The organism is Methanosarcina hadiensis (genome assembly GCF_046529725.1).
Classification (GTDB): domain Archaea; phylum Halobacteriota; class Methanosarcinia; order Methanosarcinales; family Methanosarcinaceae; genus Methanosarcina; species Methanosarcina hadiensis.
Genome location: NZ_CP136241.1, coordinates 3683875 through 3698289 on the forward strand (window position 1 = coordinate 3683875; position 14415 = coordinate 3698289).

Here is a 14415-nt window from a genome sequence, read left to right on the forward strand (position 1 = left end):
TTTAGGGAAGTTTTTAAAGCCTGCTCAGAAGTCTGTCATAACCCTGAACTGGTCAATTTCTGGCTTGTTAAGGCTGTTGATGAACTGTTCAGCCATTTCCCTGACGTCTTTAGCGTTGGTAATAGCCCTGCCGACCACAAGGATGTCAGCACCCTGACTGAGGGCTACAGGCACCTTGTCCAGACGGACTCCGCCTGCAACTGCGACAAGAGCTCTTGGAGCGATCTTTTTGATTTCTGCAATATTGCCCCAGGCGTGTTCTGTGCCTTCAATATCGATTCCGCGGTGGAGTTCAATGACATCGGGCATAACTTTTAGCTGCTTTAAGACAGAGATCGGATCGTGCTGGTTAAGTGTGTCCATAACCGCGTAGATTCCTGTCTTGTGAGCTTCCTCAATGAGCTTGTCAATAGTACTGATAGGTGCAAGAGCTGAGACTACAATAGCATCACCTGCAGCATCTGCAACCATTCTGGCTTCAAGGTTTCCGGTATCCAGAGTCTTTAAGTCAGCAACAATGAAGGCATCCGGCCTTACTCCTCTGATCTTGGAAATCACGTCAGTACCGTAGCGTTTGATAAGAGGCGTACCTGCTTCGATAATGACGTGGTCGCTCTTCGGGATTTCTGAGATAGCCGAAAGCACAAACTCAAGGTTCGGGTTGTCAAAAGCAATCTGCAGGTACGGCGGGTCCCAGAGCCTTGTGACTTTGAATCCCATGATAGCGTGTGTGGACTTGTTGCTTTCCTCAAGCACTGTGTCAATATCCGGGAAGCCTTCAAGTGCTCTTTTGATTGCGAGCTTTGTGGCTCCGTAGTTATACCTGTAGATTTTATTGTAGTCCTGGGCTTCAGGGTGAATAAAAACGCTTGCCACAATAACAAGGTCTTCAACCTGGTCCTTTGGAATCACGCCTTCTTCTACAGAGTCTGCTACTGCTTTTGCAACAGCTGACTGGGCAGGCCCGAAAATCCTTGCTGCCTGATCCATATTTTTCACAGTAACCTTCGGGATAATAAGGGTTGAAGGCTTTGGCGGCAGGTTTGGCCTGATAACTGAAAGGAGAGGGGTGTGCCCGGCTGAGAGCTGAGTAAGGCCGTTTGCGAAAGCCTGTCCTACAGGACCTCCCTTGTCTCCTATCATCAAATCAACATGGGCGAGTTCAGAACCCTGCCCCATTAATGCTTCTCCTATTTGAAACATGTTTAACCTCGTGAAAATGGTAATGTGAGATGCAAATTACTCATAATATATCATACTGTGCAGAGTATTGATAATTGCATGTAAAGCATGATAACTGTGCAGCTTAAACGACTCTGTTACCAGATTAAGTGATAAGATAACCTTTTGCCAGCTTAATGCCATCTTTATATAAAAAATCTCGTATTCCCATAACAGTTCTTCATTATGTACAGTGCCTTATGAATTCGATTCTAAATTTAAATAGTTATAGAAAATCTTGATTAAAGGAGAATTTTAGGGCACATATCATTTAGAATACAAACTCCGCATCTGGGGGAAACAGGCCTGCAGACATTTTGCCCGAATTTAACAAGTAATATATTTACGTTTATCCAGTATTTTTTCGGCAGGACATTTTTTAATTCTATTTCTGTATCCTCAGGGTTTTTTGTCACTACCAGCCCAAGCCTGTTAGAGATCCTGTGGACATGAGTATCAACGGCAAGGGCATCTTCTTTAAGGAACGCATGGGCAAGTACGCAGTTAGCTGTTTTCCTGCCTACCCCCGGAAGTTTAAGGAGAGTTTCCATTTCATCTGGAACCCTGCCATTGTACTCTTCCAGTAGAATTCGGGAAATCTCTTTTATCCTTCCGGCTTTGACCCTGTAGAAACCAACATCTTTTATAAGCGTTTCAATTTCCTCGACCTCAGCTTCAGCCATTTCCTCGGGGGTTGAAAATCTTTTGAAAAGCTTCTCTGCTGCAGGATACGTTACATCGTCCCTGGTCCTGTGCGACATGACAGTAGAGATTAATGCAAAAAAGGGTTCCCGCATGTCTACAGTACAGCCATCGGGATAGAGTTCGAAAAGCCTCCGCATGAGTTCATCAATGTCCATGCCCAGAATTAGTATCCTCCTGATATAAAAATGCCAGATTAAAGAGTAATCGCGTTATCAATGAAAAGATAGAGAAAATTTCTATAGAGAAGTCTAAATTAAAAAAACCAGAGAAGGGGAGAAAGAGATATGGAAAAATTTAGATAAAAATTTGAGATAAGGTATAAAGGAAAATTTCAGGAAAGAAATAGAAAGTATTTATGAAGCCAAGGTCCGGATTCGAACCGGAATGGTATCGCTCTGCAGGCGATTGCGTAGCCGCTCCGCCACCTTGGCACAAAGTGGATTCGTTTAAAGCACTTAATTGAATATATAGTTTTAGGTTGGGCTGGTTTTTAAGAAGAGAAAAGCCAAGATCCGGATTCGAACCGGAATGGTATCGCTCTGCAGGCGATTGCGTAGCCGCTCCGCCATCTTGGCATTTTTGAACATGTGTTAGTCGTGTAGATGCAATTAAAGTAATTTCTTATATATAAATATTTAGCTTGAAACAGCAATCTGAACGAACTGAGAGCCACATTAAAAAATAAATTATAGACTCCAGAATGGAGATAAAAAAATTAAACATTAGATAAAAGTGTCAGATATGGCAACTGTGCTGAAAATCAGTAATGCCAGAATCATAACAAGTAAGAAGCCCACTAAATAAGGCAGGACTACGGCTATTGCGGATCTCCCCATGCTTATATTGTGTACAAACATGCCTCCGACAATATAGAGGTATATTCTATAAAGGCCGACAATGAAGCCTATAATAGGAATCCAGGAAAGTACCTGCACTGCAGTTGCATAAGACATAAATCTTACAGTGCCCTCATAAGTTCCGGTTCCTCCAAGCAATTTATAAATAAGATAGAGCACTGCGGCTCCTATAAAAAGAGAAATGATACCCATAATAGGAATAGAGATTGCAATCGTAATTATTGTGGAAAAACCGAATCCGCGAACTCCCATACCACCATACATATCCTCCATCATTCCGCGGTTGAAAATCGCAATTAAAAGCCCGTATATGATATAACTGATTGCTGCAAAGGTCAGCGGTTCAGCATATCCTCCGGTCGTTGGCATTTTTCTGTAAAAATCAGAGGGTCTTTGCATAACTTCTTTCCATGTTTCGATGTAATCCATAGTATATCCCAATCAAAAATATACTCGAGTTGTATTTAAAGGTATATTAAAAAAGGAACACTACTTTGAATAATCAGGGCATTTCAGACAGGAAAAAACAGGATGTGATAGAATTTGTTAAGGTTCTTCACATCGGTACATTAAAACAGACAAATACTTCACTCGTTATTTTAGTCGCCTCTGACCTCTCTACACTGCTGCTCACTTACTGTCCCACAGGTCAATAAATTCAGTGCTTCAAATATACCTTCACCTGGACTTATTCCTTTTAGAGCACATTTTTTCACAAAGCGGTCGTAGAGTTCTTCGTTCTGGCTTTTTATAAAGTCGCATATCTCGGATATGAATCTGTCAGTTAAGAATACCTCTTCTTTATTTACCCAGCTTTCGACCGACTCAATCAGGTATTGGCGCAGAGGTTTATCCTTTCCTATATCACTCAGACTCACAAAAGCACATTCATCAGCACCTAATACCCACTTTTCAAGCTTAAAATCAAATATATCTCTACTCTCAGTGTCACTCATAATGATCCTCCACAAATAATAAGAGACTTCATAATATTTAAGAATTTTAGACAATTTTTATAAATTTAGTGGGATAAAAGAGAGATAGAAACTGAGAATGCTTCCAGAAACCAGCTAAATGGCTAAAAAATATAATAGAATAATTATAAATCATGCAAACTATAATTCCTTTGTCTGGGGGTTTATTTATGAAAGGAAATGAGAAAATCATCGATAGCCTGAATGCTCTTCTGGCTGATGAATTGACCGCTATAAACCAGTACTTTCTTCATGCTGAGATGTGTGAAAACTGGAATTACCACAGGCTGGGTGAGGTAATCGAGAAGCGATCTATTACCGAGATGAAACATGCAGAAAAGCTGATTGAACGCATTCTTTTCCTTGAAGGAAAGCCAATAGTTAGCAACCTGAATGAAGTTCATATTGGCGACGAAGTGCAAAAAATGCATGAATATGATCGCCAGGCCGAAGAAGAATCAATTAGAGCTTATAACGAAGCCATCCGCTTAGCAACAGAAATGGGGGACAACGACACCAAAACACTTCTTGAGTCATTCCTTAGAGATGAGGAAGAGCACATAGACTGGATAGAAGCCCAGCAGGATCAGATCAATCAGATAGGTATCCAGAACTATCTGGCACAGCAGATCCGTGATAAATGAAGGAATTACTATGACTTATTACGCCTCAAATATGCTTAAGTGCTTTAGTGTTAATTATAAATTGTAAAAACTATAATTTAATTTGAATCGGGGGTTATTTATGAAAGGAAATGAACAGATGATTAAGCATCTAAACGATCGTTTAGCTGAGGAATTGACTGCTATCAACCAGTATTTTGTCCACGCTGAGATGTGTGAGAACTGGAATTACGAGAGGTTGGGCGAGGCTATCGAGAAGCGGGCTATTGTTGAAATGCGGCATGCTGAGAAGTTAATTGAGCGCATCCTGTTCCTTGAGGGAAAGCCTATAGTTAGCAACCTGAATGAAATGACCATTGGAGACTTTGTGCCTGAAATGCATGAGAGTGACCGGAGGGCCGAAGAAGGAGCTATAAAAGGCTATAATGAAAGTATCCGTCTGGCAACCGAGATAGGAGATAACGACACAAAAGTACTTCTCGAGTCTATCCTCAGAGAAGAGACAGAGCATATCGACTGGATAGAAGCCCAGCAGGATCAGATCAATCAGGTTGGTATCCAGAACTATCTGGCGCAGCAGATCCGTGAATAAAATGGCAGCCTGAAAATTTACTTTTTTTAGATATCTTTGGGGACCGTTGGGACCGTTGAAAGAGCTCCTGAAAAGAGAGTGAAGTTTCAGCTATATCTCAGTGCCAAATTACAGTGCCCCAAGAGATATCTATCCTGGTAAAGCCCTTGAGAGAAGTTTGTAAAATATTCATTTTTTAGGACTATTTTAAGGGACTTTTAAGAACTATTTTAGTTAGAAATTTCTTTACGCCGAGGCGTAAAATTGAAGAAAGATTAGAGGAAGTTATGCAAATAATATTCAAACAAAATATAATTTAAAGATTAGTAGAAACAAATATAGAAGCAGATCAGGAAAAGTTTCAAAAATCAATTAAAAACAATTAAAAAAAACAATTAAAAATTAGTTAAGAATTAGAGATATTATAAGGTGAATTTGGCAGGAAAGAAAAATATTCGAGAAAACCAATCAAAAGTAATTCAAAAAATTAACCAAAAATCAATTCAAAAGATTAGAGTATTAAGGTATTATAAGGTGAATTTGGCAGCGATCCAGAGTTCCCGAAGGCTCGCACACTTCAGTACAGTAAGGAACGTGGACAGGCTTATCTTCTGTGTTCGGGATGGGTACAGGAGTTGCCCTGCCGCTATGGCCGCCAAACTCAACATATAAAATGGATTGTGGAATAAGAAAGTCGTGTTAGTGCTGCATATTGAATTTCGCCTGGACCTGAATTAGGTGAAGGAACGGATAGTTAGTTAACGCGGACTGAACACCTCGTTGCCTTGGTGCTTACATCCCGTTTCTATCAAACCGGTCTTTTACCGGAATCCTTAATGAGGTCTCTTTTTAGGTCAGAGTTCGAGCTTAGATGCATTCAGCTCTTATTCCTTAGCGCGTAGCTGCCCGGCGATGCCTTGTCAGACAACCGGTACACCAGTGGCGCCGCTGCTTGGTTCCTCTCGTACTAAAAGCAGCTTACCCGCAGACCTCGTGCACCTCTAGTAGATAGTAACCGACCTGTCTCACGACGGTCTAAACCCAGCTCACGATCTCCTTTAATAGGCGAACAACCTCACCCTTGGCCGCTGCTGCACGGCCAGGATGGAAAGAACCGACATCGAGGTAGCAAGCTGCCGGGTCGATATGTACTCTTGCCGGCAACGACTCAATTATCCCCGGGGTAACTTTTCTGTCATTTTTGGCCCCCACCAAGGAGGCACAAAAGTTCGCTAGAACCGACTTTCGTCTCGTCATCCACTGCTATGCTGAATAACGTCAGGCTGACTTATACTCTTACACTCTTCAGCGAGTTTCCGACCCGCTTGAGTCAACCATTGCGCGCCCTTGATATCTTTTCAAGGGCGTCCCGCCCCAGGCAAACTGCCCACCTATCGGGGTCCTCTTCGCAGAGTTAGGGTCGTAGTCCCAGAAGGGTAGTGTCCCAACGTTGGCTCCACGGATGCTGGCGCACACGCTTCGACGCCTCCTACCTACTCTGTACATCCAGAACCACAACCCAGCGACAGGCTGCAGTAAAGCTCCACGGGGTCTTCACTTCCCCCTAGAGGTCTCTAGACTGTGCACTAGAATGTAAGCTTCACCGGACTCCAGTTAGGGACAGTAGGGCTCTCATTGATCCATTCATGCAAGTCGCCAATTAAGCGACAAGGTACTACGCTACCTTAAGAGGGTCATAGTTACCCCCGCTGTTTACAGGCCCTTCTTCCCGTTGAACCGGGGTTTCAGGTACCTGCACTGAGCAGGATTCAGAAATTGTACTAGTCCTTGCGGATTTGCAATTTCCTATGTTGGTATTAGACAGTTAGAGCCCCCTGGTCACTGCGACCTGCTGTCTTCACAGCAGGCACTCCTTATCCCGAAGTTACGGAGCTAATTTGCCGAATTCCCTTAACTGGATTACTCCGACACGCCTTAGCCTTTTCAGCTAGGGGCACCTGTGTCAGTTCTCGGTACGGACATTTAGCTGCCTTTTCACGGGTCCCTGGGTGCAGCCGACTGTTGCCATAACAGATTCGCCCGCTTCTCGCCATTACGGCTCTCCACAGGATTCGCTGCTTAGACGGCGCGACGACGCCGCTCGGCCTGCCCTGAGACGTCAGACTCAGTGCTAAATGGTACAGGAATATTAACCTGTTTCCCTTTTGGCGTACTCGAATTACGGTACGTCTTAGGACCGACTAACCCTCGGCTGACGAACATTGCCGAGGAAACCTGGCCCCTTCGGCGGCAGGGATTCTCACCCTGCTATGCTGCTACTATTACCAAGATTTTCGTTTGTGAACGGTCCACAGGACTTCACAGCCCTGCTTCAGTCCGAACACAACGCCTTCCTACGAGATTACCTTGCGGTACTCCGTGGTATCGGTGGTCGACTTGAGCCCCGTCAATTTTCGGGGCCCCAAACCTCGACTGGTGAGCTGTTACGCACTCTTTGAAGGGTAGCTGCTTCTAAGCTAACCTTCCAGCTGTCTTGGGCTTGGGACGCCCTTTAGCGTTTACACTTAGTCGACACTTGGGGACCTTAACCACGGGCTGGGTTGTCTCCCTTACGGACTACAAGCTTACCCCAGCAGTCCGGACTCCGACTTTCTTTGATGACGGTGGGTTTGGAGTTTGACAAGCGGGCGAGGGGTTTCCCCCCCGGAACCGCCAATCAGTGCTCTACTCCACCGACAATCTCCAGTCAGGTCATGCTGCGACATGTTTCGGAAGGAACCAGCGGATGCCAGGTTAGATTAGCATTTCACTACGAGACGCAGGTCACACGAATGATTTGCAGATCAACACCGCTTGCGGTCCTCCACGTAGCTTTCGCCACGCTTCAACCTGCCCACGCCTAGATCACCTGGCTTCGGGTCGTACCCCGATGACTCCACGCACTTGTATACGTCGTGCCTCACCCGAGGGTTGCGCACATGTTGCTTTCGCTTCGGCTGCCCAGGTAAAAGGTTAGCCATTGCCATCAAGATACACTCCTTGGCCCGTTCTTCAAAACGTAAGATACGACACTGGCAGTGATACTCGTACAATACCCTCGCGGGTACTTCCTTCATATCAGAGATCCTTTCATGCCGTATCGTTCCATCACTATCAGGTTTCAGGCACTTTGCACCTCCCTTCTCGGGGTACTTTTCAGCGTTCGGTCACCCTACTATTTCGCTATCGGTCTCAAGTAGTATTTAGTTTTGGAGGTTGGTGCCCCCCGGATTCCCGCACGATATCCGACGCACGGTACTCAGGGACATGTTCCCATCTGTTGGTTTACACCTACGTGACTGTCACACTCTATGGTCTGCCGTTCCAGGCAAGTTTGGTTTTGCCGCGAGACTTTTGAACAGCCCTACAACACCACATTTCCCCGAAGGGATTCGGTTTGAACTGTGCCGGTTTCACTCGCCGTTACTTACGGCATCTCGTTTGATTTCTTTTCCCGCTCCTACTGAGATGTTTCAATTCGGAGCGTTCCCGATCATTACTGATCACTATGGAGAGGTCCCATTCGGAGATCCCGGGTTCATTGGCTCCATGCACCTACCCCGGGCTTATCGCAGCTTGGCACGTCCTTCATCAGCTCTTGAGCCGAGCCATCCACCTGATAGCATATTTCCTTGTATACCTAACCAGGTCCAGTTAGCGTTCAATATACAGCACCTATACACGACTTCATGTGCCTGCGTTTCCGCGCAGGCTATCCATCCTTCCCCGAAAAATTACTTTTCGGGTGCACTTGATGATTTGTAAAATTTGTTATTTGGAATAACAAACTGATTAATGGAGAAATTCATCTGGATTCAAATGAATCATTTGAATTTCTGGTTTGAGGATTTGTTCGGTTTATCGGCATCCGGGTGATATTGTTATGCTTAGGAGGTGATCCAGCCGCAGATTCCCCTACGGCTACCTTGTTACGACTTAACCCCCCTTGCAAAGCACAGGTTCGAACACGGCACAGAGTCCGTGCCCTCACCCATACCTCACTCGGGTGGTTTGACGGGCGGTGTGTGCAAGGAGCAGGGACGTATTCACCGCGCTATATTGAAACGCGATTACTACGGATTCCAGCTTCACGAGGGCGAGTTACAGCCCTCGATCCGAACTACGAATGGGTTTGTGAGATTACCAGCCCTTTTCAGGGTAGGGACCCATTGTCCCATCCATTGTAGCCCGCGTGTAGCCCGGGAAATTCGGGGCATACTGACCTACCGTGGCCCGCACCTTCCTCCGATTTAACATCGGCGGTCCCCACAGAGTACCCATCGTCCCGGAGGACATGCTGGTAACAGTGGGCACGGGTCTCGCTCGTTGCCTGACTTAACAGGATGCTTCACAGTACGAACTGGCGACGGCCATGCACCTCCTCTCAGCGATTCAGGCAAGGTCTTCAGCCTGGCCTACATATTGCTGTCGTCCCCGGTGAGTTGTCCGGCGTTGAGTCCAATTAAACCGCAGGCTCCACCCGTTGTTGTGCTCCCCCGCCAATTCCTTTAAGTTTCAGCCTTGCGGCCGTACTTCCCAGGTGGCTCGCTTCACGGCTTCCCTGCGGCACCAGACACGGTCGCGCCATGCCTGACACCTAGCGAGCATCGTTTACGGCTGGGACTACCCGGGTATCTAATCCGGTTCGTGCCCCCAGCTTTCGTCCCTCACCGTCGAACCCGTTCTGGTAAGACGCCTTCGCCACAGGTGGTCCCACAGGGATTACAAGATTTCACTCCTACCCCTGTAGTACCTCTTACCTCTCCCGGTTCCAAGTCTGGCAGTATCCCCCGATAGCCTAATAGTTGAGCTATCAGATTTCCCGGAGGACTGACCAAACCGGCTACGGACCCTTTAGACCCAATAATCACGATCACCACTCGGGCCGCCGGTGTTACCGCGGCGGCTGGCACCGGTCTTGCCCGGCCCTTGCTAACAGGTGTATTTTACACACCTGGACAGCCAGCATATGATGCTGACACTCGGTGTCCCCTTATCACGGTTTCCCGCATTGTAAAGTTTTCGCGCCTGCTGCGCCCCGTAGGGCCTGGATTCATGTCTCAGAATCCATCTCCGGGCTCTTGCTCTCACAACCCGTACCCGTCGCTGGCTAGTAGGTACATTACACCCACTACTACCTGATAGGCCGCAGACCCATCCTTGGGCGGACGAATCCATTTGACGCATAAAGCATTCCAGCACATATGCGTTATCCGGAATTATCCCCAGTTTCCCGGGGTTATGCCGGTCCAAAGGGCAGGTTATCCACGTGTTACTGAGCAGTACGCCATGTATTGCTACATATGACTCGCATGGCTTAGGCGAACACCGATAGCAGTAACCTCTGGCAGGATCAACCAGAATTGTTAATGTATCGCACACTTCAAAATAAAGGTCTTGGTCGCAGAAACTTGCACTAACAACTATCAATTCAGTTAATAGTCCGTTTCGCGATAATTGTTTAGAAACAACTATCACCCGGAATTAACCGAACCGACAAATCCTCGTCAGACAGAAAACAACTTCTGTCTCCATTAAAAGATGAGATTGAAATTGATTTTCGACCCACACATTAAAGCTGTGTGAGGGATACATACAAGACGTTTCTTGTATATAAAGCTTTGTATCTTCCCCCTCAGCACATTTGTGCTGCGAGAGGATATTATACAAGGAATTTCTTGTATATAAGCATTTTCCTTCAAAGAAGGTTAAACAAATTTGAAAGATGGAAAGAGAATGGTTGAAAGATTTCAAAGGAGTTGTCCTTTTGAATCCTTGCCTTCGTCCGTATTTATTAGCGATCGTTTGCAAAAACAGACCGCTCAGGCACTTTTTGTTCCGTTCTTCGAACACTGTTTTTAAGTACCTGTTCCGTTTTTCGAACACCGTTTTTCAATTTCCGTTTTTCACCTTCGGGATGTCTTGTGACGCCCGAGAAGCAACCCTAACATAGCATATCTACTATAAATAATTTTCCATTGAAAATTCGAAAAAATTAATTTCTGGATTGACATTTAAAAATATGCATGAAGTTTATATACCAGAAGTGTACATCCATGTAGATGATTACTATGGATGTACACACTGAAAGAAGGGATCGATTTTTACATCGAGCCCATGCAGAGTAAAAAAGTAACTGTTTTTGACACAACACTGCGTGACGGAGAACAAACCCCGGGAGTATCCCTGACTTCTACACAGAAGCTGGAAATTGCTCGTCAACTTGACAAACTTGGGGTAGACATAATAGAAGCTGGATTTCCTATCTCTTCAGAAGGAGATAAAGAATCCGTAAAATCGATTTCTAATGCCGGGCTTGAAACTACAGTTTGTGGTCTTGCTCGCGTGCTGAAAAAAGATATCGATGCCTGTTTTGAAAGTGATGTTGGCCTTGTGCACACCTTCGTCCCGACCTCTGATGTACAGCGGATCTATACCATTAAAAAAAGCCAGGAAGAAGTAATTCAACTGGCTGTGGAAGCTGTCCAGTACATCAAAGACCACGGACTTAAGTGTATGTTTTCCGCAATGGATGCAACCAGAACCGACCCTGCATATCTCATAGAGGTCTTCAAGGCGGTCCAGGAAGCAGGCTGTGACATCATTAACGTGCCGGATACTGTCGGCGTAATGGTTCCGTCTGCAATGTACAGGCAGATAAAAGACATTGCAGCCGAAATAACGATTCCGATAGATGTACACTGCCACAATGACTTCGGGCTTGCAGTAGCAAACAGTCTTATGGCCGTTGAAGCAGGCGCATCTCAGGTACAGGTCACGATAAACGGCATAGGAGAAAGGGCAGGAAATGCTGACCTTTCCCAGACAGTAATGAGCCTGAAATCGATCTACGGAGCAAAGACTAATATCCGGACAGAATACCTCGTTGAGACCTCAAAAATGGTCGAAAACTATACCGGAATCAGGCTCCCGCCAAACACGCCTGTGGTAGGGCAAAATGCTTTTTCCCATGAGTCAGGAATCCACAGTCAGGGAGTGCTTGAAAAATCCGATACTTTCGAACCCGGTATTATGACCCCGGAAATGGTCGGGCACAGGCGGCGTATCGTCCTTGGGAAACACACAGGCAAACATGCAGTTAAACAGTCCCTTGAGTCTGCCGGCATAAAAACTACTGATAAACAGCTTGATGAGATTGTGCTAAGGATAAAAGAAATCGCAAACAAAGGCAAACAAATAACAGATGCCGATCTCTATGCAGTTGCCTCTGCAGTGCTCGGGAAAGCAAGCTCTGAAGAAGAGCTGATTAAACTCAAAGAAGTATCCGTCATGACAGGAAACATCCTCACACCTACGGCTGTAGTCAAGGCTGATATTGAAGGAAAAGAGATTATTGCAGCAAGAACAGGAGTCGGACCTGTGGATGCAGCCCTCCATGCCGTAAGAGATATCCTTGGCGAAAGCAACCACTTCAAACTCCAGGAGTTCAGGATCGATGCTATCACCGGTGGAGCAGATGCTCTTGCCGACGTGTACATAGGTCTCGAAAACGAGAAGGGAAGGATTGTAACAGCACGGTCTGCAAACCCGGATATAGTGATGGCTTCCGTGGAAGCCCTTATAAATGCTATGAATCTCCTGTATAAAAAAGAAAAAGTCTAAATAAGCTCAAAAACCCAGATTCAGATAAGGTGTGATGCCTCTTCGTTTTTCGGGTTTGTATTCCTCAAAGATGATAAAGTAAAATAAAATGAAATGGAATACAAACCCATGCCTTATCCAATCATTGATTCTCACTGTCATCTTGATTTTCCCAAATTCAACCCTGACCGGGAAGAGGCTATCTCCCGTGCCCGGAAAGCAGGCGTTGTCGGAATGGTCAATTCCGGAATCTCCATTAAAGGCAACCGCATAAGCCTTGAGCTTGCGGAAAAAAACGAGGATATCCACGCCGCACTTGGACTGAGTCCTGATATCGGCAGGGAAGGCAGTGATAAAGATATAGATGCCATCCTTTCCCAGATAAAAGCTAATGCAGAAAAAGCAGTCGCGATCGGAGAAGCCGGCCTGGACTTTCAGGATTGTAAAAATAACGAAGAGCGTCAGAGGCAAACCGCATCATTCAAAAAGGTAATCGAGCTTGCAAAAGAACTGGATAAGCCGCTTGTAGTACATGCAAGGCTGGCTGAAGTTGAAGTCCTGGAACTTGTAAGGGATATAGATACCGTAATTTACCACTGTTACAGCGGTTCTGTTGAGACTATGAGGGAAATTGTGGATGCAGGATATTATATTTCTCTGGCAACTCTTGTCTGTTTTTCCGAACATCACCAGACTCTTGCATCAGAAGTACCCATTGAAAACCTGCTCCTGGAAACCGATAGTCCTTTCCTTTCTCCGCGCAGGGGTAGAAATGAGCCTGCTTTCATTGTCGATTCGATTCCTGCGGTAGCGAAACTCAAGGAAATGGAGCCTGCAGAGATTGCTAAATTTGCAACAGAAAACGCACGCAGAGTTTTCAAGATATAAGGTTTTAATTTTCAGGATATAAAGTTTTAAGGTAGTTCTAGAAAAGAGAAAAAGAGCAGAAAGGACAAAGAAAAGGAAAGAGGAAGCGAAAAGACTAGAAAGGAAGAAACAAGAAGAGGAAGAAACATGGAAGTCCGGTACATTTGCCCTACAGCTTACGATTCCAGCGTCTATCTTGTAAACGGGAAAGTCCTTATAGATGCAGGAATGAGCAGTGACATGATCATTAAACAGATTGAGAAATACATTAAACTTACAGACCTTAAGCTTATTGTCCTGACTCACTGCCACTATGACCACACAGCAGCGGCAGCAGCAATTGCAGAAAAAAGCGGTGCAGAAGTTGGAATACATAAAGCCGATCTTGAGGGTGTAAACGATGAGTACATGAGCGTCTCCGTACTTTTTGGGGATAGAGCGCCTGCTGTCAAACCCACAATTACATATGAAGAAGGAGATAAAATTGACATTGGTAATGGGGAGTACCTTGAAGTAATTCACACTCCAGGCCACTCGAAGGGGAGCATCTGCCTCTACGAGCCCGTCTCAAAGAGCCTCTTTTCAGGAGATACAGTGTTTCCGGGCGGAGGATTTGGAAGAATGGATTTTGATGGCTCGGAACCCGACAGAATGCTCGGTTCCGTAGAAAAGCTTACAAAACTCGATGTAAAGACCCTGTACTCCGGGCACGGCGCACCTACGGACAGGGATGGAGACAAACAGATTACGGCATCATACACGATGCTGAAAATGATGATGGGAGAATGAAGACACCTCATGTCTGAAGAAAACTCTAGTCTGAAAACAGCAGTAACCGCTTCCAGTTCCTTCACTCCGAAAAAGGCAGTTAAGGGGGAGGAGTTAGAATCCAGAAAAAAAGCTGCAAGAAATCCGGAAAAAAAGGAACTGACAGTAACTTCTGCAAGAAAAAAAATTGAGCCAAAGTTTGATACCAGAGACGGAAAAAAAGAAAA

Annotated in this window: 9 protein-coding genes, 2 tRNA genes and 3 rRNA genes; 5 read left to right on the forward strand and 9 right to left on the reverse strand. The window is 45.4% G+C overall.

What is annotated here, in order from left to right; all coding sequences use genetic code 11:
- Positions 1-24: 24 nt before the first annotated feature.
- The 6 genes from RSJ42_RS15815 to RSJ42_RS15840 all read right to left on the reverse strand — a co-directional run bounded on the left by RSJ42_RS15815 (position 25) and on the right by RSJ42_RS15840 (position 3739).
- Positions 25-1203, reverse strand: coding sequence for a bifunctional 5,6,7,8-tetrahydromethanopterin hydro-lyase/3-hexulose-6-phosphate synthase (locus tag RSJ42_RS15815; RefSeq protein ID WP_410508217.1), 1179 nt, complete (start codon positions 1201-1203; stop codon positions 25-27).
- Positions 1204-1463: 260 nt separating this feature from the next.
- The gene (locus RSJ42_RS15820) at positions 1464-2081 is read right to left on the reverse strand and encodes an endonuclease III domain-containing protein (RefSeq protein ID WP_410508218.1); all 618 of its coding nucleotides are present in this window, start codon (positions 2079-2081) and stop codon (positions 1464-1466) included.
- A 204-nt stretch (positions 2082-2285) separates the two neighbouring features.
- Positions 2286-2357, reverse strand: a tRNA-Cys gene (locus RSJ42_RS15825).
- A 72-nt stretch (positions 2358-2429) separates the two neighbouring features.
- A tRNA-Cys gene (locus RSJ42_RS15830) sits at positions 2430-2501 on the reverse strand.
- Positions 2502-2648: 147 nt separating this feature from the next.
- Positions 2649-3212: a YIP1 family protein gene (locus RSJ42_RS15835; RefSeq protein ID WP_410508219.1), complete on the reverse strand. Its 564-nt coding sequence runs from the start codon at positions 3210-3212 to the stop codon at positions 2649-2651.
- Positions 3213-3382: 170 nt separating this feature from the next.
- Positions 3383-3739, reverse strand: coding sequence for a hypothetical protein (locus RSJ42_RS15840; protein ID WP_410508220.1), 357 nt, complete (start codon positions 3737-3739; stop codon positions 3383-3385).
- A 188-nt stretch (positions 3740-3927) separates the two neighbouring features.
- Between RSJ42_RS15840 and bfr (RSJ42_RS15845) the strand changes: the two genes are divergently transcribed.
- Positions 3928-4401, forward strand: a complete 474-nt coding sequence (gene bfr, locus RSJ42_RS15845; protein WP_410508221.1) for a bacterioferritin — start codon at positions 3928-3930, stop codon at positions 4399-4401.
- A gap of 100 nt (positions 4402-4501) precedes the next feature.
- A complete protein-coding gene (gene bfr / locus RSJ42_RS15850; RefSeq protein ID WP_410508222.1) occupies positions 4502-4972 on the forward strand; it encodes a bacterioferritin in 471 nt (156 codons plus the stop codon).
- Positions 4973-5489: 517 nt separating this feature from the next.
- Here the strand turns inward: bfr (RSJ42_RS15850) and rrf are convergent.
- The 3 genes from rrf to RSJ42_RS15865 form a co-directional block, all read right to left on the reverse strand.
- Positions 5490-5611, reverse strand: a 5S ribosomal RNA gene (gene rrf, locus RSJ42_RS15855).
- 75 nt (positions 5612-5686) lie between these two features.
- Positions 5687-8591, reverse strand: a 23S ribosomal RNA gene (locus RSJ42_RS15860).
- A gap of 249 nt (positions 8592-8840) precedes the next feature.
- Positions 8841-10315 (reverse strand): 16S ribosomal RNA (locus tag RSJ42_RS15865).
- Together the 16S, 23S and 5S rRNA genes form the textbook arrangement of a ribosomal RNA operon.
- 711 nt (positions 10316-11026) lie before the next feature.
- On the opposite strand from RSJ42_RS15865, the gene RSJ42_RS15870 reads away from it, so the two are divergent.
- From RSJ42_RS15870 to RSJ42_RS15880, 3 genes are all read left to right on the forward strand, one after another.
- Complete coding sequence (locus RSJ42_RS15870) at positions 11027-12574, forward strand: 2-isopropylmalate synthase (protein ID WP_410508223.1); 1548 nt, start codon at positions 11027-11029, stop codon at positions 12572-12574.
- A gap of 93 nt (positions 12575-12667) precedes the next feature.
- Positions 12668-13441, forward strand: coding sequence for a TatD family hydrolase (locus RSJ42_RS15875; RefSeq protein WP_410508224.1), 774 nt, complete (start codon positions 12668-12670; stop codon positions 13439-13441).
- A 126-nt stretch (positions 13442-13567) separates the two neighbouring features.
- Entirely contained in the window at positions 13568-14209 is a 642-nt protein-coding gene (locus RSJ42_RS15880; RefSeq protein ID WP_410508225.1) for an MBL fold metallo-hydrolase, read from the forward strand.
- Positions 14210-14415 lie beyond the last annotated feature (206 nt).